Here is a 22,925-nt window from a genome sequence, read left to right on the forward strand (position 1 = left end):
GTCATCACTTTCGTGCTTTTTTGATTGAGGAGTCCACATGGCGGAACCCAGCAAGAGTATTGATTCAAGCGGCATGGACGAGTTTGGCTACGCGCAGACCCTGGACCGGAGCATCGGCAAGTTCGCCAGCTTCGCGGCAGGTGTCAGCTACATCTCCATCCTCACCGGTGTTTTCCAACTGTTCTACTTTGGTTTTTCCATGGCCGGCCCCGCCTACGCGTGGTCCTGGCCCCTTGTCTTCGCCGGCCAGCTGATGGTGGCCCTGTGCTTTGCCGAACTGGCGGGCCGCTACCCCGTGGCGGGATCGGTGTACAACTGGGCCAAACGGCTCGCGTCGGGCACCTCGGCCTGGCTGGCCGGATGGCTGCTGATGCTCTCCTCCATCGTGGCACTGGGCTCCGTGGCACTGGCCCTGCAGCTCACCCTGCCCCAGCTCTGGTCCGGCTTCCAGTTCGTCGGTGACGGCACCGGCCCCTACGATTTCGCCATGAACGGCGTGGTGCTGGCCAGCATCATGATCACCATCTCCACACTCATTAATGCGTTCGGCGTGAAGCTCATGACCCGGATCAACAGCATCGGCGTTTTCGTGGAGCTGAGCGCAGCCGTGCTCCTCATCCTCGCGCTGGGCTGGCACGTGGTGCGCGGGCCCGAGGTCCTCTTTGATACCGCCGGTTTCGGCGAAGGCCATGACCTCGGCTTCTTCGGCGTTTTCCTTATCGGCGCCATGGCATCGGGCTACGTCATGTACGGCTTTGACACCGCCAGCTCGCTCGGGGAGGAAACGAAAGACCCCAAGCGCACGGCACCCAAGGCCATCCTGCGGGCCATCACGGCTTCGTTCGTGCTGGGTGGGCTGATCCTGCTGTTCGGCATCCTGGCCGCACCGGACCTGGCGGACCCCAAGGTGGGATCGGCCGACGGCGGGCTGCAGTACATCGTGCTGTCCGTCCTGGGCGGACCGTTCGGCAAGGCCTTCCTTGCGTGCATCGTTGTGGCCGTGGTGGTCTGCACCCTGGCCGTCCATGCCGCCGCCATCCGCATGATGTTCGCCATGGCCCGGGACAACAACCTGCCGTTCAGCCGGCAGCTCAGCAAAGTGGACCCGGTCCGCAGGACCCCGACTGTTGCGGCGATCGTGATCGGCATCCTGGCCGTGATGCCACTGCTCATCAACGTTACGCAGCCCGCAATTTTCACGATCATGTCCAGCATCAGCATCGTCCTGATCTACCTCTCCTACCTCCTGGTCACCGTGCCCATGCTGCGCAACCGCCTCCTGAAGAAGTGGCCGCTAGCCGCAGACGGCTCCGAGCCCGGCTTTTCCCTGGGCAGGTGGGGGCTGCCGGTGAACATCCTGGCAGTCCTGTGGGGCGGTGCCATGACGCTGAACCTGGTGTGGCCGCGCCAGGAGATCTACAACTCGGTGCCGCCATTCGAGTGGTACCTGCAATGGGGCGGCGTGATCTTCGTTGCCGCCGTCACCGTTGGCGGGGCCCTGCTCTACCGGCTGAAGATCCGCCACCAGACGGGCGTGCTCGCCGAACATGCCGCGGCCGTCGCGGCCCATCCGTCCTCGGGCGGCGCCCCGCAGGCCGCCCCCGCTGAGCAGGACGTGGTGGACGCCAAGGTGTCCTAGGAACGCCCGCAAGAAGGGCCGACGACGGAAGTTTCCACGCCGTCGTCGGCCCTTCTGCGTTAACCGGCAGGTCCCTTGCGACTACGATGCCGGCTTGCCGGCTTCCGCCGGAGTCCAGCCCAGGGCGGGGCCAAGTTTGCCTGCGATGTCCGTAAGGATCTGGACGTAGTCCTCGTGGTCGAAGCTGAAGGGCAGTGCGAACGCCACCTCGTCCACCTCCTGGAACCCTGCGTGTGCGTACAGCTGCCCAGCGATCTGCTCGCTGCTGCCGATCAGGTCCCGGGCGAACATCATGCCCCTCGGCCCCTGCGGCGCCGTGGTGCGTGGCGTGCGTTCGTCGACGTACCGCTGGTATTTCTCCCGCTGGGCCGGCGTCGCCGAATCGGTGGGGATCACCACCAGGCCCTGCGAAACCCGCGCCCGGGAGTGTCCTGACGCTGCTGCCGCTTCGCGGAAGGCCCGGATCTGCGACTGCTGGACGAGGGCAAAATCCGGGTCCTGGTCCTCGCCAGGGAAGACCACGCTGCTGGAGAGCAGGTTGAACCCGTTGGCCCCCGCCCAGACAGCTGACGCCGTGCTGCCGGCCCCGTACCAAAGGCGCCCGCGCAACCCGGGAGAGTGCGGCTCGACGCGGTTGGAGAACTCCTCCACCACCCCTTGCCTGCCGGAAAATTCGCGCACCGGCTCCCCTGCAACCAAGTGCGCAAACCGCTCCACCCGGCCGTAGCTGAAGTCCTCCTGCTCCCCGGAATCCGGGTACAGCTCATGCTTCACAGTGTCGTAGTGCATCGGCTCGCCCACACTGACGCCGGGATTGATGCGTCCTCCGGCAAGCAGGTCCACGGTGGCCAGGTCCTCTGCCAGGCGCAGCGGGTTCTCCCAACCCAGCGGCGTCACGGCCGTCCCAAGCTCAATGCGCGAGGTGCGCTGGCTCGCGGCGGCCAGCACCGCCACCGGGGAAGAGATGCCGAACTGCAGATGCCGGTGGCGCAGCCAGGCGCTGTCGAATCCCAGCCGTTCGCCCAGTTCGATAATCCGCAAGGTGGATTCGTGTCCCGCGGCAGGATCCGCAGGATCAAACAGCCCAATGGTGAGGAATCCAAGTTTCCGCAGGGGACGGGTGGGGTGGGGCATCGGCTTCCTTAGATCGGGATGCGGTTACGTCCTACGAGTATGCGCCGGGGAGATGGCGGTTCTCCTACAGCCACTGCTCCCACACCGTCAGTTGCAGCGTGACGGTCCCCAGCGAAGCAGCCCCGCCGGAATGGTCGACGACGGCACCCACCCCGCCGCCGTCGTCGGCCTTTCCAGCCATCTCAGCCGGGTGCATCAGGCCCGTACCGCCTGGGCGGCGTCATCCGCGGTCCGTACCGGCGTTGCCAGCCCAAGGTTCCCGCGGAGCGTGCTGCTGCGGTATCCGGTGGGGTACACCCCGCGTTCCTGGAGCTCCGGAACCAGGTGGTTCACAATGTCGTCCAGGCCGGTGGGAACCAGCCACGGCGAGATGTTGAACCCGTCCACGGCGCCCACCCGCGCATACTCAGCCAGCCGGTCCGCCACATCGGCGTACGAGCCGGTAAAGGTGGCGTCCACGCGTGCGGTGCGGGACGTGACGAACTGCCGGATGGACAGGCCCTTGTCCTTGGCCTCGGCCCGCCACTGGTCCGCCAACTGCCGGGCCTTCGCTCCGTGGAAGCCGCTGCCGCGGGTCTCGGAGGTCTCGTCCACCACCGGGTCGATTCCAGGCAGCGGCCCGTCAGGATCGTAGGCGGACAGCTCGCGGCCCCAGAACTGCTCCAGGTAGGCGATGGCCTGCTGCGGGCCGATCTGCAGGCTGCGCACCCACTCCTTCTTTTCAGCTGCTTCCGCGGCGGTGGGCGCAAGGATGAATTCGCTGGCCGGCATGATCTGCACCGCGTTCGCACCGCGGCCGGCGGCCACGGACCGCGCCACGAGGTCCTTGCGGAACTCCACGGCGGCATCGAACTTCGGGTGGGCGGAGAAGATCACGTCCGCCTGGCGGGCGGCAAAGTTGCGGCCCTCCGGGGAGTCGCCGGCCTGGAAGAGCACGGGCCGGTATTGGGCGCTGCGCGGCAGCCGCGGCGTGACATCCACCGTGTAGTGCTGGCCCTCGTGGAGCACCCGGCGTGCCGGCCCCTCACGTGTTTCCCACGAATCCCAGATCCGCTTGGCCGTCTCCACGAACGCTTCGGCGTGCTTGTAGCGGTCCGCGTGGTCCAGGTAGCCGCCGCGCCGGAAATTCGCCCCGGTCCAGGCGTTGTCCGTGGTTACGATGTTCCACGCGGCCCGCCCGCCGGAGACCAGGTCCAGGGACGCGAGCCGGTGCGCCAGGTCCGCGGGATCGTTGTAGGTAGTGTTCTGGGTGGCCACCAGGCCGATGTTCTTGGTCACCGACGCCAGTGCGGCCAGCATGGTCTGCGCGTCGGGGCGGCCCACCACATCCAGGGCGTGCGGGCGGCCCAGGTGCTCCCGCAGGCGGAGTCCCTCGCCCAGGAAGAACGCCGCGAACAGTCCCCGCTCGGCGGTCTGCGCGATGCGGCGGAAGGACTCGAAGTCAGTCTGGGAGCCGGATTCGGCCGCCTTCCAGATGGTGCCGGAGTTCACGCCCTGGAAGAAGACCCCGAACTGGATCTGTCCGGTGGGAGTGAACACGTCGGATTTAGCACGCGTGTGCTGCGTCATGGTTTTCCCTTACTTTCCTGCGCCGGCGGGAGCAACGGCGTTGGATTCGGCCGCGGCGTTGGATGCGGCGGTGGCGTCGGATGCGGCGGCGTAGCGGCTCACCGGGCGTGAAAGCCCCAGCAGGTCGCGGAAGGTGCCATCCTGCACCACCGGGCGAAGGACTCCACGGCGGCGCAGTTCCGGCAGGACCAGGCGGCCCAGTTCCTCCAGGTCTACAAAGAGCGACGCCGGGTGCAGGCGCACGCCGTCGGCCTCCTTCAGGAGTTCCGCAAGGAAGTCCGTGAGACCGGCAGCGGAACCGGCGTAGGCAGCACGGCCGGAGCCAAAGCCAGCCACCCGCCCCGCCGCAGCCTGCCCGCGGGAGTCCAGGACGACGTCGAGCTCGGCGATCACCGCCACGGACGCACCCAGCCGGGCACGGACATCGCGCACCTCGGCGGCGAGCAGTTCGGGCGTGGGGGCAGACACCAGGACGGCGTCAACAGCGCCGGCCGGCACCTGCCCCTCGCCCACCAGGGACGCTGCGGCCAGCACCGGCAGCTGGCCCTGCAGCGGCCGCGGAATGATGGACGGGCCCTTGACCGAGTACCCGGGTCCGGCAAACCTGGCCGGAGTTTCGAAATCGGCATAGTGGAGCTTGTCCACGTCGATGTACCGGCCGGTGGCGACGTCACGGATCACGGCGTCGTCCTCCCACGAATCCCACAGGCGCCGGGACACCTCAACGGACGCGGCGGCTTCCTGGGCCAGGGCGGCGCCACTCACGGAGGAACGGCCGACGGCGGCTGCCGCCTCGGGCGCTTCGGCCGCCGTGGCGATCCATCCGGCCCGGCCGCCGCAGACGTAGTCGAGGCTCGCCAGCTGGGTGGAGACGTGGAACGGCTCGGTGTACACGGTGTCCACCTCAGGGACCAGGGCGATGGTGCGCGTCACCGGTCCCGCGAAGGCCGCGCGCTGCAGGGCATGGGCGCGGCCGGGCGCCGGCGCATCGGTGAACGTGGCCACATGGAACCCGGCGGATTCGGCGGCCAGCACGGCCCGGGAAAGGTCCACGCCGTCCCAGCCGGCGCCGTCGAGTTCGATGGCAAGGAATCCCGCCTGGGGCGTCTTAGAGGTGCTCACTGCTTGTCCTGACGTTCGTAGGGGATCTTCTCGCCGGCTTCAATAGCCACCGGCAGCCGGTTTTCGGCCGGCGGCAGCGGGCAGGTGGCAAGGTCGGTGTAGGCGCAGGGCAGGTTGACGGCCCGGTTGAAGTCGAGCTCCACGGCGCCATCCGGGGCAGGCACAACGGAGAGCGAGCGGTTGGCCGGGTAGGTTGTCCTGCCGGAGGTCTGGTCCGTGAACAGCACGGACAGCGATCCTGGCGCGTGGCCGTTGAACGCGGTCAGCGCCAGGTCCTCCCCCGCCAGGCGGAAGCGGATCTCGCCCGGCGCCTCGTAGACGTGCTGGATTCCTTCGACGGCGGCCCCCACCGTGGTGGGCCGCGGCGCCTCGAACGGGACGTAGGTCCCGCGGACGGCGTAGGCGGCGTCCGGTGAGTATGCCGGCGTGCCCTGGTAATTCCGCAGCAATCCGTTCTCCGGATTCCGGGGCCGCACAATGTACTCGCCGCCGCGCTTGGCCACCTCAATGACCGTGTTGCCGGAGAGCAGGTTGATGCCGCCGCGCTCCTCGATGGGGCCGAACGTAACAGTCGTGCCCGCTTCGGTGTTCAGTTCCCTGCCGTCCCGCTGCAGGCTTTCGCCCGGCTCCAAAACCACGCGGACGACGTCGGCCTCCACCCTCCAGATTCCCGGCGCACCTTCCAGCCGGGCGGCTTCGCTGCCCAGCCAGTGCAGGTGGGTCACGGCCAGGAAACCGTGCGGGTGCGCCCGCTGCTTTTCGTGTGCGGCGTGCCATTCCTGCCAGTCTGCGTCAAAGGACTCCAGGGCTGTTCCGGTGGACAGTGCGTTCATGATGCCTTCCCTGAAGGGGCCGTGCTGGCCGATGCCTGCGTGGCCGCGAAGTTCTCTTCCGTGATGGTCCTGGATTCGGGCAGGGCTTCCTCGGACAGGCCCCAGCGCTCCAGCACCTTGCCGTAGGACCCGTCGTCGATCGCGGAGTTAAGGGCCTCGGAAATGACCGGGGCCAGGCCGTTGCCCCGCAGTGTGGTGGCGGCCACCAGGGTTTCGGACGGCCAGCCGGCGTTGACCTTGCCCACCACCTTCAGGTCGTCGCGGGTGTTCTCCCGGTACACCGTGGACGGGTAGGGCGCGATGTTCAGGTCGGTGCGGCCGGAGGACAGCGCCAGGATGGTGTCTGCGTCGGAGGAGTAGTACTGGAGGGTGGCCGGCGCCTTGCCCTTGCTTTCGAGTTCCTTGTTCCACGCCAGCAGGATCTTTTCCTGGTTGGTTCCGGAGCCCACGGACACCTTCAGGCCGGAGATGTCGTCTGCGCCCTTGATGTCATAGCTGGCGGATTTCTTGGCTTCGAAGCCCATGAAGGCCGCGCGGTAGCTGGCGAAGTCGAACAGCTTCACCCGGTCCTTGTTGACTCCCACGTTGGAGAACACGGCCTCGAAGTCGCCGGACTGGGTTTTCAGCGGCCAGTTCTCCCAGGACGTCACCTGGACGTCCAGCTCCAGGCCCAGCTTGTCCGCCACGAGCTGCGCGATGTCCAGCTCGGAACCGATGGCCGTCTGGTCATCCGTGGCGTGGAAGGACAGCGGGATGGACCCGGCCGTGGTGGCGACGGTCAGCTTGCCGTCCCTGCCGATCAGTTCGGGGACCTTGGCGGCGAGCGCCGCCTCTTTCTCCGCACGGATGCGCTGCTGGTCCGGCGCGGTGTTGTACACGACGCCGTTGCGGGCCGCCGTTGTCTGCGCCCCGCCCGTGGAGGTGCCGGCAGCCGAGGCGCCGGGATCAGCGCAGCCGGCCAGGGCGGCAGTTCCAAGAAGTACGACGGCGGGCAGCGCAGCGAGTGCGCGGCTGCGGCGTGGGCCGCGGGAAAGGCCAGTGGGAGGTGTCATGGGGAAGTCCTTAGATGTTGAAAGCCGGTTCGAGCACCTTGGAGAAGAAGCTCCGGGTGCGCGGTTCCTGGGGGTTGGTGAAAATGTGTTCCGGGCTGCCTTGTTCCACGATCTGCCCCTGGTCCATGAACACCACGGTGTCCGCCACGTCGCGGGCGAAGCCCATCTCGTGGGTGACGATGAGCAGCGTGGTGCCGGATTTCGCGAGTTCGCGGATGACGTCCAGCACTTCGTTGACGAGTTCCGGGTCCAGTGCGGACGTGGGCTCGTCGAACAGCAGGATTTTGGGGTCCAGGGCCAGGGCGCGGGCGATGGCCACCCGCTGCTGCTGGCCGCCGGAGAGCTGGCGCGGGTAGGCGTCCGCACGGTCCTTCAGTCCCACCCGGTCCAGGAGTTCCAGGCCGCGGCGCCGCGCCTCGTCTTTGGAGCATCCCTGTGCGACGACGGGGGCTTCGCTCACATTTTCCAGGGCCGTGAGGTGCGGGAACAGGTTGAAGTTCTGGAACACCATTCCGATTTCGGTCCGCTGCTTGAGGATTTCCTTCCCGCGCAGCTCGTGCAGCCGGTTGCCCCGGACTTCATATCCCACCAGGTTGCCGTCAATGGAGATGAAGCCCCCGTCCACCTTTTCCAGGTGGTTGATGGTGCGCAGCAGTGTGGACTTGCCGGATCCGGAGGGGCCCACGATGACAGCCACCCCGCCCGGTTCCACCGTGAGGCTGACCCCTTTGAGGACCTCGGTGGCCCCGAAGGACTTGCGGACCTTGGTGATTTCCACCAGGCCGCGGGTGGATGGCGTGGTGACTGGGTCGGTGGCAGTTGCCGGGGCAGAGGTAGTTGCGGTGCTCATCGGGCGTTCCTTGCGGTGTTGGCCACAGCCTGGGTGGCGAAGAATTTGCGGGCCTTCTGCAGGGGCGTCAGCGGCAGGTTCCGCACCGCGCCTTTGGAGTAGTGCCGTTCGATGTAGTACTGGAAGACGCTGAGCACGGACGTGATCACCACGTACCAAAGAGTGGCCACCAGCAGCAGCGGCAGGACCTGCTGCGTGCGGTTGTAGATCACCTGAACTGTGTAGAACAGCTCGGAGTAGGCCAGGACGTACACAATGGACGTGCCCTTGACCAGGCCGATGATCTCGTTGAAGGCTGTGGGCAGGATGGCCCGCATGGCCTGCGGCAGGACAATCCGCGTGGACCTGCGCCAGGCCGGGATGCCCAGGGCGGCCGCGGCTTCGAGCTGGCCCTGGTCCACGGAGAGGATGCCGCCGCGGATGATCTCGGCCGAGTAGGCAGCCTGGTTGAGGGTCAGGCCCAGCACTGCTGCCGCGAACTGGCTGATCAGTGTGGTGGTCTGGACCTCGAAGAACCGGACGTCCGTGAAGGGGATGCCCAAGCTGATCTTTTCGTACAGGTAACCCAGGTTGTACCAGAGCAGCATCTGCACCAGGAGGGGTGTGGACCGGAAGATCCAGGAGAACGTCCAGGACACCGAGACCAGCAGCGGCGAGGCGGACAGCCGCATGAGCGCCAGGATGAAGCCCAGCACAAAGCCGAGGATGCCCGAGATGGCCGTCAGCTTAAGCGTCTCCAGCAGGCCGTTGATGACGGACTGGGCGGTGAACCACTGGGCCACCACTCCCCACTCCCAGCGCGGGTTGGTGGCCAACGACCACGCAACAGCGAAGACCCCGAGGGCGACGACGGCTGTCCCCACCCAGCGCCAGGGGTGCCTGGCGGCCACCACCCGGTAGGAGGAGTAATCGGTGGCCACGCGGGCCGTCCCGACTTCCGGCGGGACACCGCCGGACCCGGAAGAAACCGCCCCGGCCGCAGTTGCCCGGCTATCCGCGGCAGCCGGCGCCCGGCCGGCAGTTGACTGTGCTGGCTGTGCTGACGTTGTTGACTGCGCCGCGGTAGTTGCTGCTGAACTCATGCGCCACCCCGCTTCTTTGTTAGGTCCGAAAGAACGGATTGTTGAGGCCGGAGCTGTTTGCCCCGGATGCTGGCTGCAAATCTAGGACCCGCCTGGAGGGGCCAGCAAGGCGCCGGGTTGCATAACTTCACCGGGGTTCGCACGGCGTCATGAGTCGGATTCTTGCGTTGCTTGACGCGGTGTGACGCGCAGTTAACGGCCGTGACAAAGCGCTCGACCGCCGTCGGAAACGCTGCCTAGCATGGGCACTCCCAGCCGCCCTTCCCCTCCATAGCCAGGAGCGCCATGCCAGCGAACATTCCCGCCGTCGTCTTCATCGGCGGCGGTCCCCGGACGGCCGGCGTGCTCGAACGGATCGCCGCCAACCGTTCGGAGCTCTTCACCGGGCCGCTGGACATCCACGTTGTGGAGCCGTACGTCCCTGGCTCTGGACGCATCTGGCGGTACGACCAGCATCCGGGCCTTCTGCTGAACTCCACTGCCGCTGACGTCACGATGTTCACGGACGGGTCCGTGGAATGCCTGGGTCCTGCGGTCCCGGGTCCGGGCCTCGCCGAATGGGCTGCCGGCGTAGTGGACGGTTCGATTACCGACGTGCCGGACTTTCCGCAGCTTCTGTGGGAGCAGCTCAGGCAGCTCAACCGCGCCAGCTTTCCCACCCGCCAGCTGCAAAGCCAGTACCTGGAGTGGTTCTTCCGCCGAACCGCGAAGTCCCTGGGGCGCAGCGTGACGGTGCACCGGACCATGGCTGTGGACGTCACCGCGCTTGAAGGCGGTGGCCATGCCGTAGAGCTTGCGAACGGGCGGACCCTGCGCGCGGACATCCTGGTGAACGCGCTTGGGCATACCGATTCGCGCCCGGATGCCGCCTCGGCCGCCTGGTCCGGTTTTGCCAGGCGTCACGGCGGTTTCCATGCGGCACCCGGCTACACCACCGACGTCGACTACTCCCCCATAGCCCCCGGACAGGACGTCATCGTGTCCGGCATGGGCCTCGCCTTTGTGGACCTGCTGGTCCTCCTGACGGAGGGACGCGGCGGCCGGTTTGAGGAAACATCCGACGGCGGCCTCCAGTATGTCGCGTCGGGCAGGGAACCCCGGCTTTGGGCTGGGTCCCGCTGGGGAGTGCCGTACCACTCGAAGATCTCCGCAACGCTCCGCGGCGAGGCTCCGGGACCGCTGCGTTTCTTCACCGCCGCGGCGGTGGAAGCCCTGCTGGAGCGGCACGGGGAACTGGACTTCCGCAGGGACCTGTGGCCGCTGATCGCCAAGGAGGCGGGCTACGGCTACTACCGGGAGCTGCTGACGGGCAGCCCCGCCCGGGCCGCCATGGACTGGGACGAGTTCGCGGCCCGCTACGCGGCGCTGGACTGGTACAGCGCCCGCCGGGAGGAACTCGTGGCCGCTGCCGTACCGGATAGCGCCCTGCATCTGGACCTGGAACGGCTGGACCGGCCCCTGGAAGGGCGCCTGTTCACGGACCGGCAGGAAGTGCAGGACGCCGTGGCCGGTTACATCGAGCATGACCTGGCACTCCGGGACAGCCCCGACCATCCCGAAACGCTCGCGCTGTTCCTCGCGCTGCTGCACGTCTACATGGAGGTGGGCCGCGTGGTCCCACTGGAGCGGCTCGGCGCCCGCTCCCAGCAGGCCATCCACGGCTGGTGGCACGGCTTCTTCAGCTTTGTGGATTCCGGGCCGCCGCCCCACAGGCTCCGGCAGATGCTCGCCCTGCACCGGGCCGGGCTGCTGCAGTTCCTCGGGCCCAACCTTGAGATCTCCACCGACGAGGCCGACGGCACCTTCCGGGCCAGTTCGCCGCAGTTCCCCGGCACCCTTGCAGCCACGGCCTTCATCGAAGCACGGCTCCCTGGCACCTCCGTGGCCCGCTCGCTCAACCCGGCTCTTGAGTCCCTGCACCGCAGCGGCTTGGGCACGGAGCAGCAGCTGCTCACGGCGGACGGCATCCATTCCACCGGGAAACTGCTGGTCACCTCCCGGCACCAGCTGGTGGATGCCCAGGGGCAGCCGCAGGCCACGGTGTTTGCCGTCGGGCCTGGGACCTCGGGCTGGGGAGCAGGAGCATTCGCCCGGCCGGGCACCAACGCCGCACCCTTCCGCGAGAACGATGCCCTGGCCCGGATCATCCTCTCCGTTGCCCGCGGCCTCACGGCGGAACCTTCCGCCGCCTTGTCCACCGCGCCCGCCGTCGTCGGAAAAAACTGAACCATGACCGCTGAACCTTCCCTCAGGCACCCGTCCCGCAGCGCCGGATCCCTGGACGGTGCACGCCCGCTTGACCCGGCCGCGCTGGAAGTCCTCAACCTCCCCATGGACGATCTGCGGGTCCGGCCGCTCCTGGACGAACTCGCCGTCGAGTACGACACCCGGTACGGCGACCTCTTCGGCAGGAAAGCCGCCGCGGAGGAACTGAACCGCTACCCCGCCGCGGAGTTCGCGGCGCCGGGAGGGGCACTCCTGATGATCCTGGAGGATGCTAAATCCATTGCCGGCGGCGCCTTCCGCCGCTATGACGCCAGCACGGCGGAGCTGAAGCGAATCTGGACGCACTCGGGACACCGCCGCCGGGGCCTGGGAAGGCTGGTGCTGGCCGAGCTGGAAGCACTGGCGGCCCGGCGGGGCTACATGCGCATCTACCTCACCACCGGGCCCCGCCAGCCCGAAGCCAGGAACCTGTACCTCAAGGCCGGCTACCGGCCGCAGTTCGACCTGGATGCCGACCCTGAAACACTCAAGTTCCTGGCGTTCACCAAGGAACTTCCCGAAGGCCCACGGAAGTGAGGGCATACCGGCCACGGAGGCGCAGCCGCCGCTAAGCTAGCGCCATGGCCAACAAAACCACATCAGAAAAGCTCGCCACCCTCCAGAAGGGCTACACGCTGGAAGGCGCCACCATCGAATTGGGGGCCGCCATCATCGACGGCGAACTCCACAAGGACGCGCCGGTGCGGCTGCCGCTATCGATGATGAACCGGCACGGACTCGTCGCCGGCGCCACCGGCACGGGCAAAACCGTCACGCTGCACATGATGGCCGAGCAGCTTTCCACCGCCGGGGTGCCGGTCTTCCTGGCCGACATCAAGGGCGACCTGTCCGGCCTGGCCACCGCCGCCACCGGCAGTGAAAAGCTGACCGCACGTACCGAGGGCATCGGGCAGGACTGGCAGGGCCGGACGTTCCCGGTGGAGTTCCTGGCCCTGGGCGGCGACGGCAACGGCGTCCCGGTACGCGCGACCGTATCCTCGTTCGGCCCCATCCTGCTCTCGCGGATCATGGAGCTGAACGACACGCAGGAATCGAGCCTGCAGCTGGTGTTCTACTTCGCGGACAAGAACGGCCTGGAGCTCATCGACCTCAAGGACCTCCGCGCAGTCATCCAGTTCCTCACCTCGGCCGAAGGCAAGGACCAGCTTGAGGAACTCGGCGGGCTGTCCAAGGCCACTGCCGGGGTTATCCTGCGGGAGCTGGTAAGCCTTGAGGCGCAGGGCCTGGAGAAGTTCTTCGGTGAGCCTGAGTTCGACACCGCGGAGCTGCTGCGGACCGCCCCGGACGGACGCGGGGTGATCACCTGCCTGGAGCTGCCCACGCTGCAGACCAAGCCCATGCTGTTCTCCACCTTCCTCATGTGGCTGCTGGCGGACCTTTTCGAGGACCTGCCCGAGGCCGGCGACCTGGACAAGCCCAAGCTGGTGTTCTTCCTCGACGAAGCCCACCTCCTCTTCAACGACGCTTCCAAAGCCTTCCTGGAAGCCATCACCACCACGGTCCGGCTCATCCGGTCCAAGGGCGTGGGGATCTTCTTCGTCACCCAGACCCCCAAGGACGTCCCCGCCGAGGTCCTCGGCCAGCTGGCAAACCGTGTGCAGCACGCCCTCCGCGCGTTTACCCCCGAGGACGCCAAGGCCCTCAAAGCCACGGTGTCCACGTTCCCCATGAGCGACTACGACCTCGAAGAGACACTCACCTCTGCAGGCATCGGCGAGGCCGTCATCACCGTCATGAACGAGAAGGGCGCCCCGACACCGGTGGCGCTCACCAGGCTCCGCGCCCCCGAGTCCGTGATGGGCCCCAGCGACGAAGCCCTGGTCCGGAGCACCGTGGCAGGCTCGGCCCTGCTGACAAAGTACGGGACAGCAGTGGACAACCACTCGGCCTTCGAAAAACTGTCAGGGAAGGCCGCCGCGCCCACCGGACCCGCAGCCGGCGGATCTGTTCCGCGCGAACCGGTTCAGGGCGGACCGGTTCAGGGCGGACCGGTTCAGGGCGGGGCAGACCAGGACGACGTCGACGCCGAGGCACGCCGGATCGAGGAGGAGATCCTTGGGCGGCCGAGCAGCAGACCCGCCCCGTCCGCCGAAACAAGGCGCCGCACGCCGGCCGAAAACGCCCCGGCCCCGCGCCCGGGTGCGGGAGACTCGATGGTAGGCGACATCGGCGGAATGCTCGGCGGCGCCCTGGGCGGCGGGCTCAAGAGCATGGCCAGGTCCATCGGCACCCAGCTCGGACGGGAACTTCTGCGCGGGGTGTTCGGCACGTCGTCCCGGCGCCGCCGCCGCTAAAACGGACCGCATCCAGCTGACTCAACTGCCGCCGTCGGACGCATGGCAGGTAACGTATGGAACGTGCAGATGAGTCAAGCGTTGGTGAGGATCGCAGCCGGATGGCTGCTGGGACTCATGCTTGCCGTCGCCGGCGCCGTGGTGGCGGTGAACCTGGTCAACAACACCGTGGCCAGTCCCCAGCAGCCTGTGCGTGAATATCTGGACGCGCTGCAGAGCGGCGACGGCGGGAAGGCGCTGGGGCTGCTCCGCGCCACTGTCCCGCCCAGCAACGCCGCCATGCTGGACGGCACGGCCCTGCAGACCGCGACGTCCCGGTTGACGAACGTGGATATCGGTGACGCCGAGGAACGCCCGGACAACCAGGTCATGGTGCCCCTGGAGTACACCATTGACGGCAGCCGGCTGCGTACTGAATTCCTGCTGCGCAAGACCGGGACCGAGTGGATCTTCTTCAACACCTGGGCTTTCGTTCCGTCCCGGCTGCCCACGATGGACATCACGGTGGTCAATTCCAGTGAGGCCACCGTCAACGGCGTCCCCGTCAACATGCCCAACGGCCGGAACTCCTTTGCGGTCTTCTACCCCGGCGAGTACGAGGCCTCCGTGAACGGGGAGTATTTTTCGGCGGCCCCCTCCCGTGCCACGGTGACGGCACGGGACGCCCCGGTGGCGCCGCTCAATCTCCTCACCCAGGCCACGGACAACCTGAAGAAGGACGTGTCAGCGAAGGTCAGGGAATTCCTGGACAGCTGTGCCGCCGTCGCTGCCAAGGAACAGAAACTCCAGCCGGACTGCCCGTTCTATTACGCCAGCAACAACACAGTGCAGGACGGCAGCATCAAATGGACCGTGACGGAATACCCCAACGTGTCCATTGAACCCTTCGACGGGCGCTGGGTGGTGGCTCCGCTCGACGGCAAAGCGAAGGTGGAGGCCCTGCAGCAGAATCTGTTCACGGGGGCCTGGTACCCCCTCAACGAGGAAGTGGACTTCAGCTTCACCACCCGCCTGGACGTCACCGGGGACACAGTGAAGGTCACCCCGGTACTGAGCTTCTAGGGCCTGCCCCCGCCACACTGGCCCAGTTTTGGTGGCCAAACAGCAGGTTTACCAGCCGTTGTGGCGCCAGCTGGGCGAATAACCGGGCCGGTTTGGTTGCGGCCACCGCAGCGAGCCACGGGCAAGAACCTCGCGGACCGTGGCCAGGACAGCTTCGGGTGAATAAACCACGTCGTCGTAGAAGAATCGCAGCACAGGAAGGCCCTGCAGTACTGCGGAGTTGTCCCTGCGACGGTCCCTCTTGAACTGCCTGGCCTCAAGGTGGAAGGCCAGCCCGTCAATCTCCACGATAAGGAACCCCTCCAAGAGGAAGTCAACACGACCGATGCCATCGATCCACACTTGGGTTTCGGTAAGAATGCCTGCATCCCGGAACAGCACCCGGGCCAGGGTTTCCAGCAGGGAATCCGCACCCCGGTCAACCTTGGACACCACATTCCGCGCTTTGCCGCACCGGGGTCCGTCCAAGTGGCGGAAGAGGTACGGCGGATCGATGTCTCCGCGGTTGTACGCACACTCCACCATCACCAGGGACTCGAGTTCCGGCAGGCATAGCAGGGCATGAAGCAGAACATCAGGTAGGGCTGCGAGCGTCCGATGGCGGGGCGGCTGCGTTAAGCCGGTACGGTGGCTGACACACCGTACCGGGCTTCGGCCGTTGCTCTGCCAGTAGTGGGGTCTGGCAGGAGGGCTGAGTCGCCAGAGGCTGTATGCAGGGGCTGCGGAAACGCAGGTGACCAGACTGCGGGCGCGCCCCGCAGCCACCAGTTCAGCGTCTGCGTCAGCCACAGCCACCAGTCCCCGATCGAGCCGAAGCACCTGGCCGCTGCGGACCGCACGACGAAGCTCCGTATCCGTGGCACCGGCGGCCAGCACATCCCGTCGCAACAACACTCCGCCAGCTGACTTTAGGATTTCCGTTGGGTCCATCAGGCCACAATGTCTGCCATCCGGGCCTGGCGTCAGCCTCGAGCGGTGCTATGTGAACAAGACGGCCCCACGCTGGCCCTCTTTTTGGGGAAGCAGCAACAAAAAGGCCCGGTTCCAACTCCTCATGGGGTGGAAAACCGGGCCACTTAAGCAGACTCAGGACGACGGCGGGGCGTCAGTCCATGCCGCGAAGGTCCAGCACGAGCTCGGTGTCGCCGTCGCCCTGCAGGACCACGGGGATGCCCCAGTCCTGCTGGTAGAGGTGGCAGGCGGCGTGGTCCGGGATCTCGCCGTCCTCCGTCTCGGGGCCATCGCAGGCGGCGGCCCGTGCAGTGATGTGCAGGATTCCCTCCGGCACGTCCGGTGAAAGCTCCAGGGTGCGGAGCAGCCCCACCGAGGTTCCGCCGCCGGAGGCCAGCAGCTCCGGCGGTGTGGAGGAGATCTTCAGCTGGGTGGGATCGCCCCAGCGGTCATCCAGCTTCTGCCCGGTGGGGGCGGTGAAGCGGACCGTCAGTTCCAGGGGGCCCGGCGCCACGGGGCTCTTGGGCCGGTGCGTCTGGACCGCGCCCTCATCCACCTGCTGGGCTTCCTTGGGGATCGGAACGAACACCACCTGGTGCTTGTTCGCCTCCACCACCACCAGCAGCGGCTCCGACCCGGCCGAGTGCGTGTGGTCCACAATCACGTCGGACGGCTCCAGGAGGCCGCGCGCCAGGGTGGACACTGCGCCGGAGGCGGGGTCGTACCGCCGCACGGCGCCGTTGTAGGTGTCGGCCACCGCCACCGAGCCGTCCGGCAGGACGGTCACGCCCAAGGGGTGCTGGAGGCGTGCCTCGGCGGCCGCGCCGTCCCGGAAGCCGAAGTCGAACAGCCCCTTGCCGATGGCGGACTCCACGGTGACCGTGCCGTCGTCGTCAATTGCCAGCTTGCGGAGGGCGGACGTTTCGGAGTCGGCTACCCAGATGTTGCCCTCGGCGTCTTCGGCCAGGCCGGAGGGCTGGGCGAACCAGGCCTCGTGGGCCGGACCGTCCAGCAGGCCCTCCAGGCCGTTGCCGGCCACGATGGCCACCGCCCCGGTGAGGGGGTCGAAACTGAAGATCTGGTGCACACCCGCCATGGCGATGACCACGGCGTTGAGCTTGCGCGACCAGACAACATCCCACGGCGAGCTCAGTGCCACGTCCAGCGGGTGCCCGCCGAGCTGGCCGGTGAATCCGGCTGCGTCCTCGTCCACGCGTGCCGGTCCGGCCTCCAGCAGCCGCTGGACGCCGCTGCCGGCAAGGGTGGAGGCCTTGCCGTCCGCAAGGGACAGTCCACGGAGCCGGTGGTTGACGGAGTCGGCAATCACGACGTCGTACCCGGCCTTGGCTGCCACGTCTTCCGGCAGCAGGACCAGGCCTTGGGGCTCGTTGAACTGTGCCACGGCGGAATCCCCGGCGGCGGGGCCGTCCGCGTGACCCCTCGCCCCGGAACCAAAGGTGCCCAGGACGGTATGGAAGTCCGTGCCGAGCTCCACCAGCCGGTGGTGTCCCGTGTCGGTGACCAGCCACGAACCCTTGCCGGCAGCACCGTTTCCTGCAGCACCTGCCGCTGCGCCGTCGTCGGACGTTCCATTCACGGCGGTGGAACCGCGGCCCGGCGGAAGGAACAGTGCCTTGCCCGGGAAGCGCAGGGTGCCGGAGGTGGGCTCCGGGGCCACGTACGGGCCGGAGCCGCGGTGCAGCGTCCCCTTGGCCTCATGTTGTGCGATGAGCTCGGGAATCAGCACCGCCAGGCCGTCCGCATGGCCTTCACCGGACAGGTGAGCCACGATGTAGCCCTCGGGGTCGATGACCACCAGGGTGGGCCAGGCGCGGGCAGTGTAGGCCTTCCAGGTCTCCAGCTCGGGATCGTCCAGGACCGGGTGGTGGATCTCGTAGCGCTCAACGGCGGCGGCCAGCGCCACCGGATCGGCCTCGTGCTCGAACTTGGGCGAGTGGACGCCCACCGTGACCAGGACGTCGGAGTACTGTTCCTCCAGCGGCCGGAGTTCGTCCAGGACATGCAGGCAATTGATGCAGCAGAAGGTCCAGAAATCCAGCAGCACGATCTTGCCGCGCAGGGCCTCAAGATCAAGGGTTTTGCCGCCGGTGTTCAACCAGTTGCGGCCCACCAGTTCGGAGGCCCGGACCCGGGCATGCGTGCGTACGGTTTCGCTCATCAGCGTCCTTCCAGCTTGTTGCGTTCAGCCAGCCTGGCGTCGCGTTCGGCCAATTTGGCAAACATATCGTTGTAAGCGGTGAGATCGGCGTCGTTATTCCTGTCCGCGGCCCTGTCCACGCGTTTGGTCTCCCGCTGGTCAGACCGGGACCACATGATGGCGACGCCGAGCGCCACCAGCAGCGTGGGGACCTCGCCGATGCCCCAGGCCACGGCGCCGCCCTTCTGCTGGTCCAGGAGGGCCGAGGGGCCCCACTCCCTGCCCAGGTTCCCAAAGTAGTCCGCGGCAAGGAGGTTGGTCCCGCCCATGATGGCGACGCCGAAGAAGGCGTGGAAGCCCATGGTGGCCAGGAGCAGCAGGAGCCGCATGGGGTACGGCGCCCGGCGCGGCAGCGGGTCGGTGCCGATCATGGTCAGCACAAAGATGTACCCGGTGAGCAGGAAGTGGACAATCATCAGCTCGTGGCCCACGTGCTCCCGCATGGCGAAGCCGAACAGGTCCGAGTAGTAGAAAAGCACAATGGAGCCGGCAAAGTTGGCTGCCGCAAAGAGCGGGTGGGTGACCAGCTGGGAGAACTTCGAGTGGATGAACACCAGCAGCCATTCCCGGGCGCCCCTGGAGCCGTCACCCCGGGCCGGCAGGGCCCGCAGGGCGAGCGTCACCGGCGCACCCAGGACCAGGAAGATGGGCGCCACCATGGTCAGTGCCATATGGTCCACCATGTGTGCCGAGAACAGTATGCGGCCATAGACCGACGGCGGGCCGGACGTGATGTAGGTCAGGACCAGGAGGCCGATGACCCAGTTCACGGAACGGAACCACTGCCACGTGTCCCCGCGCCGGTGGACCTTGGCCACGCCCAGGAAATACGCCACAAGCCCGAACAGCGCCGCGGCGATCCAGAGCCAGTCCAGGCGCCACTCGGTGAGCCACCGCTCCGGTGTCAGTTCAGGGGGAAGTTCGTAGCCCGTGAGGATGAAGGCCGGCGAGGCGTCCGGGGCGAAGGTTGTGGGCTCCGGTGGGGCGGAACGGCCCAGGGCGACGGCGACGCCGGACGTTGCGCCCATCACCAGGAATTCCGCCAGGACCAGCTGCCAGAGCACGCGTCGTGAAGACACTGTGGAGCCCTTGCGGCCCAGCTGCGGGATCACCCACTGCCGGTGCATGAACCCGATTCCGCCCAGGACAAGGGTGGCCGCTGATTTGGCCAGGATCAGCTGGCCGTAAGGAGAACCAAAGAGGTCTGCCCAGTTGGTGATCCTGATGCTCGCGTTGATGATGCCCGAGGCGAGCACCAGCACGAAGGCGAAGCCCGCGAGCGAGGAGAACCGGCGGAGCGTGGGTTCCGTGATGTCGGCGGACGCTGCGGCTTTGGGGCCCGTCAGGATTCCGGACAGCAGGGCCAGCATGATGATGCCGCCCACCCAGGTGCTGACACCCACCAGGTGCAGGCCCAGCGAGTTGATGGCGCCTTCATGGTCGGCGGAGCTCGAGGAATGGCCAATCAGGGCGGTGGGGATCAGCCCTACCAGGGCCAGGACCAGCGTCAGCGCAAGTCCTCCAAGGGACCTCACCCCGAACAGCGCCGTCGTCACAATGGCCGCGATGATGGTGACGGCCAGCCAGGCCCGCCCCGTCTCGATGTCCGTCATGAAGAAGACCAGTGCCTGCGTGAACTCCGGGTCACCGGAGAGTCCCTGCCCCGCCACGTCCGAGTAGGTCAGCACCAGGACGGCGATGGCGGACAGCGTCCACGCGGCACCTGCCGCCGACGCCACGGCCAGCGCGCGGCTGAAGGCGGGATGCTCCGGCGCTTCACCGCCGGCAGCTTCCTTGGCCCGGCTGCGGGGCCCGGCACTGTGGGGGAGGATGCCGACGGCGAAGATCAGGCCGCCGATGACAGTCGCCAACGAGACGTTGTGGATGGCCTTGCTGACAGGGAGGCCCCAGCGGACCAACGCTCCAGGGTCAGACACGGCCCGGGCGCCTGCCGCACCGGAGAAAAACAGCGCCGCTGCAAGGCCCAGGAAAAGGGCAGCCAGTCCGGCCAGCTGCCATCCGCGGGGGATCCCCAGGGACCTGCTGTCTTGGCCTGGCGCACCGTTGCCCCGCGCTCCCTTGACTGAAACGGACTGGGGGTGGGTGGAACGTGGTTTTGCGGCAGAAGACACCATTCCATTGTCCGCTACGCCTGCCCGGCCCGCGAATCGGCCTTAAAAGCAAAAGGAGCGGCAACCGGGTGGTTGCCGCTCCTTTTCCTGCGCCGGCTACGTGCCGGGAAGGAAGAAGCTTACTTCTTGTTGGAGACTGCAGCCTTCAGCTTGGAGCCGGCGGTCAGCTTGACGCTGTGGCCTGCCGCGATCTGGATGGTCTCGCCGGTCTGCGGGTTGCGGCCGGTACGTGCTGCACGGTCGGTGCGCTCGACGGCGAGCCAGCCCGGGATGGTGATCTTCTCGCCCGCGGCGACAGAAGTCTCGAAAACCTCGAACAGTGCGTCGAGGACGGAGTTGACGGCTGCCTGGCTGGTGCCGGCCTTGCCTGCTACCTCTGCAACAAGTTCACTACGGTTCTTAGCCATTTATGTCCTCCTGGACGGTCATGATTCTGGAGCCTGAACGCGGCATGCGCACAAGCCACTGTTCGAAAACTTACCAGCTTGGGCCCCCCGGTTCCGCAAATTCCGCGTGTTTCCGCCACTTTTTGAGGTTAATCACCGCGTTTTAGAGGTTTTCTGCCCCGGATTCAGCCACCAGCGGACGCCCTTGGACCTCTCCCCCGGCTTCTCCCTGGGACGCTCTCTCACTTCATGTGGTGTTTCCCGGGACGCTCTCTCACTCGATGTGGGGTTTCCCGGCTCTTCGCGGTTGATGGTGAAACAGGTTCCGTGTCTTGAAAGCTGAAGGGCTCGTAGCCCTGCTGTGATGGATGTTCTCTACGCATTCATCAGAGTCAGGAGCTACGAGCCTTGATCGAGCCTACTTCGCCGCGCCCCGATGCTGCCACCGCCATCTTCAATCTGCCTGAGTACCGCGTCACCGGTACCGAGGTCCTCGCGTTCGGACAGCGGCGGATCCACGTGGTGGCCACCGCTGAGGCGGGCTGTCCGTGCTGCGGTGTGATCAGCGGCCGTGTTCATTCACGTCGGCCACAACGCCTGCGCGACATCCCTGTCGCGGGGCCGGTCGAAGTGCAGTGGGCCAAGCGAAGATTCTTTTGCGATGAGTACTTGTGCCCGCGCCGGACGTTCACCGAGGAGACCGCCCAGGTTCCGCGCCGGGCACGGTCCACCCGCCGGTTGCGCGACGCCCTCGTGGCCGCCGTGATCGGGTCCGGAAGGGCCGCCGCGGAGGCCGCCTCCTCGTTCGGTGTTTCCTGGTGGCTCGTGCAGCGGGCACTAGACTCCGCGGCGCTGACGCTGCCGGATGTCGACGCCCTGGCCCCGCGAATGCTCGGCATTGATGAACACCGCTACCGGTCCGTGCGGTTCTTCCGCGACCCGGCCACCAAGGCCTGGAAACGGTACGAACCGTGGATGACAACCATTGTCGATCTGGACACCGGACAGGTCCTGGGAATCGTCGATGGCCGCGACAGCGAGGGCGTCGGTAACTGGCTCTTCGCCCGCCCGCTGGAATGGCGCTTGGGCGTGCAGGTCGTCGCGATCGACCCGTCCGCGGCGTTCCGCAAGGCCCTGCGGATGTGGCTGCCGCGCACCGCAGTGTCGGTCGACGCGTTCCACCTGGTCAAGCTCGGCAATGACATGCTCACCGAGGTCCGGCAGCGGCTCACCCAGCAGGTCCTTGGCCGGCGCGGTCGCTCCGTCGACCCGGTCTGGGCCAACCGGCGACTGTTGCTCCGGGCCGGGGACACGCTTTCGGACCGGGCACGGGACAGGCTGGCCACGGTGTTCGCCGCTGACGACGCCACCGGGAAACTGCAGGCCGCCTGGCTGGTGAAGGAACAGCTGAGGACGCTGTTGGCCACAGGGTCTCTTGCCGGTGCCGCGGCCGCGAAAGAACGGCTGCAAACCCTGGTTCAGCACGCCGCGCAACCGGAAACGAACCGGCTCTGGCGCACGGTTTGCCGATGGTGGAAAGAGATCGAAGTCCTCATCGTCACCGGCGCGACAACGGCAAAAGTGGAAGCCAACAACACCGCGATCAAGCACATCAAAAGGACAGGCCGGGGATTCACCAACGCACGCAACTACAAAACGCGTATCCTGTTGCGCAGTGCCGCAAGAACAGCGGCATGAACACCCATCACGGCAGACCATTCACCACGAACCGTGAAGAGCCGGTTTCCCGGGATGCTCTCTCACTTGATGTGGGCTGTGCCGGGGGCCTGTACGGGGGCCGCCCTGGTGGTGGCTGTGAGCGGTGCCGGGCCAGTTTGTGTGGTGGGGGTTTAAATGTGGGAGGCCCCAACCGTGGTGGTTGGGGCCTCGACCCTTTAATGTGTGTCCGGCGGTGACCTACTCTCCCACACCCTCCCGGGTGCAGTACCATCGGCGCTGTGGGTCTTAGCTTCCGGGTTCGGAATGGGACCGGGCGTTTCCCCCACGCTATGACCGCCGTAACCCTTGTACCCGTCCGCCCGGGTCTGATGCCGGGGGTGGGAAATCTTTGTGGTTACAACATTGTGGTGTTGTTATTCAGTTGTGTTCCTGTCGCAACGTGCCCGTGGCGGGTTTGTTGGTTGGGAACCACATAGTGGACGCAAGCAGTCTTGTTTTTTCTTTTTACCCTCTCCTGGTGTGAACGTCTTTTGAATCCGTTCACGAAAAGGGTGTGTGGTGTAAGTTATCGGCCTATTAGTACCGGTCAGCTTCACGAGTCGTTAGTCCTCGCTTCCACATCCGGCCTATCAACC

General features: G+C 66.8%; 17 protein-coding genes, 1 rRNA gene and 1 pseudogene. 6 read left to right on the top strand and 13 right to left on the bottom strand.

Going from position 1 to position 22,925, the window contains the following annotated elements; translation table 11 throughout:
* Positions 1-37 precede the first annotated feature (37 nt).
* Positions 38-1,639 (top strand): APC family permease, encoded by a 1,602-nt coding sequence (locus NFU08_RS13515; protein WP_174176086.1) that lies wholly within the window; start codon positions 38-40, stop codon positions 1,637-1,639.
* An 81-nt stretch (positions 1,640-1,720) separates the two neighbouring features.
* Here NFU08_RS13515 and NFU08_RS13520 read toward each other — a convergent pair whose 3' ends face one another.
* From NFU08_RS13520 to NFU08_RS13550, 7 genes are all read right to left on the bottom strand, one after another.
* On the bottom strand, positions 1,721-2,773 hold the full coding sequence (locus tag NFU08_RS13520) for an LLM class flavin-dependent oxidoreductase (protein WP_174176084.1): 1,053 nt from the start codon (positions 2,771-2,773) through the stop codon (positions 1,721-1,723).
* 195 nt (positions 2,774-2,968) lie between these two features.
* Positions 2,969-4,342, bottom strand: coding sequence for an NtaA/DmoA family FMN-dependent monooxygenase (locus NFU08_RS13525; protein ID WP_251424057.1), 1,374 nt, complete (start codon positions 4,340-4,342; stop codon positions 2,969-2,971).
* A 9-nt stretch (positions 4,343-4,351) separates the two neighbouring features.
* Complete coding sequence (locus NFU08_RS13530) at positions 4,352-5,464, bottom strand: LLM class flavin-dependent oxidoreductase (RefSeq protein WP_251424059.1); 1,113 nt, start codon at positions 5,462-5,464, stop codon at positions 4,352-4,354.
* A complete protein-coding gene (locus NFU08_RS13535) occupies positions 5,461-6,297 on the bottom strand; it encodes a DUF1684 domain-containing protein (RefSeq protein WP_251424061.1) in 837 nt (278 codons plus the stop codon). The genes NFU08_RS13530 and NFU08_RS13535 overlap by 4 nt, the downstream gene beginning before the upstream one ends.
* Positions 6,294-7,349, bottom strand: a complete 1,056-nt coding sequence (locus tag NFU08_RS13540; protein WP_251424063.1) for a transporter substrate-binding domain-containing protein — start codon at positions 7,347-7,349, stop codon at positions 6,294-6,296. The genes NFU08_RS13535 and NFU08_RS13540 overlap by 4 nt, the downstream gene beginning before the upstream one ends.
* Before the next feature lie 10 nt (positions 7,350-7,359).
* A complete protein-coding gene (locus NFU08_RS13545; RefSeq protein WP_285835597.1) occupies positions 7,360-8,199 on the bottom strand; it encodes an amino acid ABC transporter ATP-binding protein in 840 nt (279 codons plus the stop codon).
* The gene (locus tag NFU08_RS13550) at positions 8,196-9,281 is read right to left on the bottom strand and encodes an amino acid ABC transporter permease (RefSeq protein ID WP_251424065.1); all 1,086 of its coding nucleotides are present in this window, start codon (positions 9,279-9,281) and stop codon (positions 8,196-8,198) included. Before NFU08_RS13550 ends, NFU08_RS13545 begins: the two co-directional genes overlap by 4 nt.
* A 285-nt stretch (positions 9,282-9,566) precedes the next feature.
* Between NFU08_RS13550 and NFU08_RS13555 the strand changes: the two genes are divergently transcribed.
* The 4 genes from NFU08_RS13555 (at position 9,567) to NFU08_RS13570 (ending at position 14,923) form a co-directional block, all read left to right on the top strand.
* Entirely contained in the window at positions 9,567-11,507 is a 1,941-nt protein-coding gene (locus NFU08_RS13555) for an FAD/NAD(P)-binding domain-containing protein (protein ID WP_251424067.1), read from the top strand.
* A gap of 3 nt (positions 11,508-11,510) precedes the next feature.
* A complete protein-coding gene (locus tag NFU08_RS13560) occupies positions 11,511-12,083 on the top strand; it encodes a GNAT family N-acetyltransferase (protein ID WP_397425823.1) in 573 nt (190 codons plus the stop codon).
* A gap of 44 nt (positions 12,084-12,127) precedes the next feature.
* On the top strand, positions 12,128-13,861 hold the full coding sequence (locus tag NFU08_RS13565) for a helicase HerA-like domain-containing protein (RefSeq protein WP_251424068.1): 1,734 nt from the start codon (positions 12,128-12,130) through the stop codon (positions 13,859-13,861).
* Positions 13,862-13,930: 69 nt separating this feature from the next.
* Positions 13,931-14,923, top strand: coding sequence for a hypothetical protein (locus NFU08_RS13570; RefSeq protein ID WP_174176068.1), 993 nt, complete (start codon positions 13,931-13,933; stop codon positions 14,921-14,923).
* 48 nt (positions 14,924-14,971) lie between these two features.
* On the opposite strand, the gene NFU08_RS13575 is transcribed toward NFU08_RS13570, so the two are convergent.
* The 5 genes and pseudogenes from NFU08_RS13575 to NFU08_RS13595 all read right to left on the bottom strand — a co-directional run bounded on the left by NFU08_RS13575 (position 14,972) and on the right by NFU08_RS13595 (position 20,631).
* On the bottom strand, positions 14,972-15,448 hold the full coding sequence (locus NFU08_RS13575; protein ID WP_251424085.1) for an endonuclease domain-containing protein: 477 nt from the start codon (positions 15,446-15,448) through the stop codon (positions 14,972-14,974).
* Positions 15,449-15,721: 273 nt separating this feature from the next.
* Positions 15,722-15,853, bottom strand: a pseudogene (locus NFU08_RS13580) (type IV toxin-antitoxin system AbiEi family antitoxin domain-containing protein); the annotation flags it as partial.
* A gap of 175 nt (positions 15,854-16,028) precedes the next feature.
* The gene (locus NFU08_RS13585) at positions 16,029-18,053 is read right to left on the bottom strand and encodes an NHL domain-containing thioredoxin family protein (protein WP_174176064.1); all 2,025 of its coding nucleotides are present in this window, start codon (positions 18,051-18,053) and stop codon (positions 16,029-16,031) included.
* Complete coding sequence (locus NFU08_RS13590) at positions 18,053-20,227, bottom strand: cytochrome c oxidase assembly protein (RefSeq protein WP_251424071.1); 2,175 nt, start codon at positions 20,225-20,227, stop codon at positions 18,053-18,055. The genes NFU08_RS13585 and NFU08_RS13590 overlap by 1 nt, the downstream gene beginning before the upstream one ends.
* Before the next feature lie 116 nt (positions 20,228-20,343).
* Positions 20,344-20,631, bottom strand: coding sequence for an HU family DNA-binding protein (locus tag NFU08_RS13595; RefSeq protein WP_009358243.1), 288 nt, complete (start codon positions 20,629-20,631; stop codon positions 20,344-20,346).
* A gap of 387 nt (positions 20,632-21,018) precedes the next feature.
* Here NFU08_RS13595 and NFU08_RS13600 point away from each other — a divergent pair, with 387 nt between their 5' ends.
* Positions 21,019-22,308, top strand: coding sequence for an ISL3 family transposase (locus NFU08_RS13600; protein WP_251424073.1), 1,290 nt, complete (start codon positions 21,019-21,021; stop codon positions 22,306-22,308).
* A gap of 206 nt (positions 22,309-22,514) precedes the next feature.
* On the opposite strand, the gene rrf is transcribed toward NFU08_RS13600, so the two are convergent.
* Positions 22,515-22,631: ribosomal RNA gene (gene rrf / locus NFU08_RS13605) — 5S ribosomal RNA — on the bottom strand.
* Positions 22,632-22,925 lie beyond the last annotated feature (294 nt).

Origin of the sequence: Pseudarthrobacter sp. NCCP-2145, from assembly GCF_023708005.1 — a bacterium.
Lineage (GTDB): Bacteria > Actinomycetota > Actinomycetes > Actinomycetales > Micrococcaceae > Arthrobacter > Arthrobacter oxydans.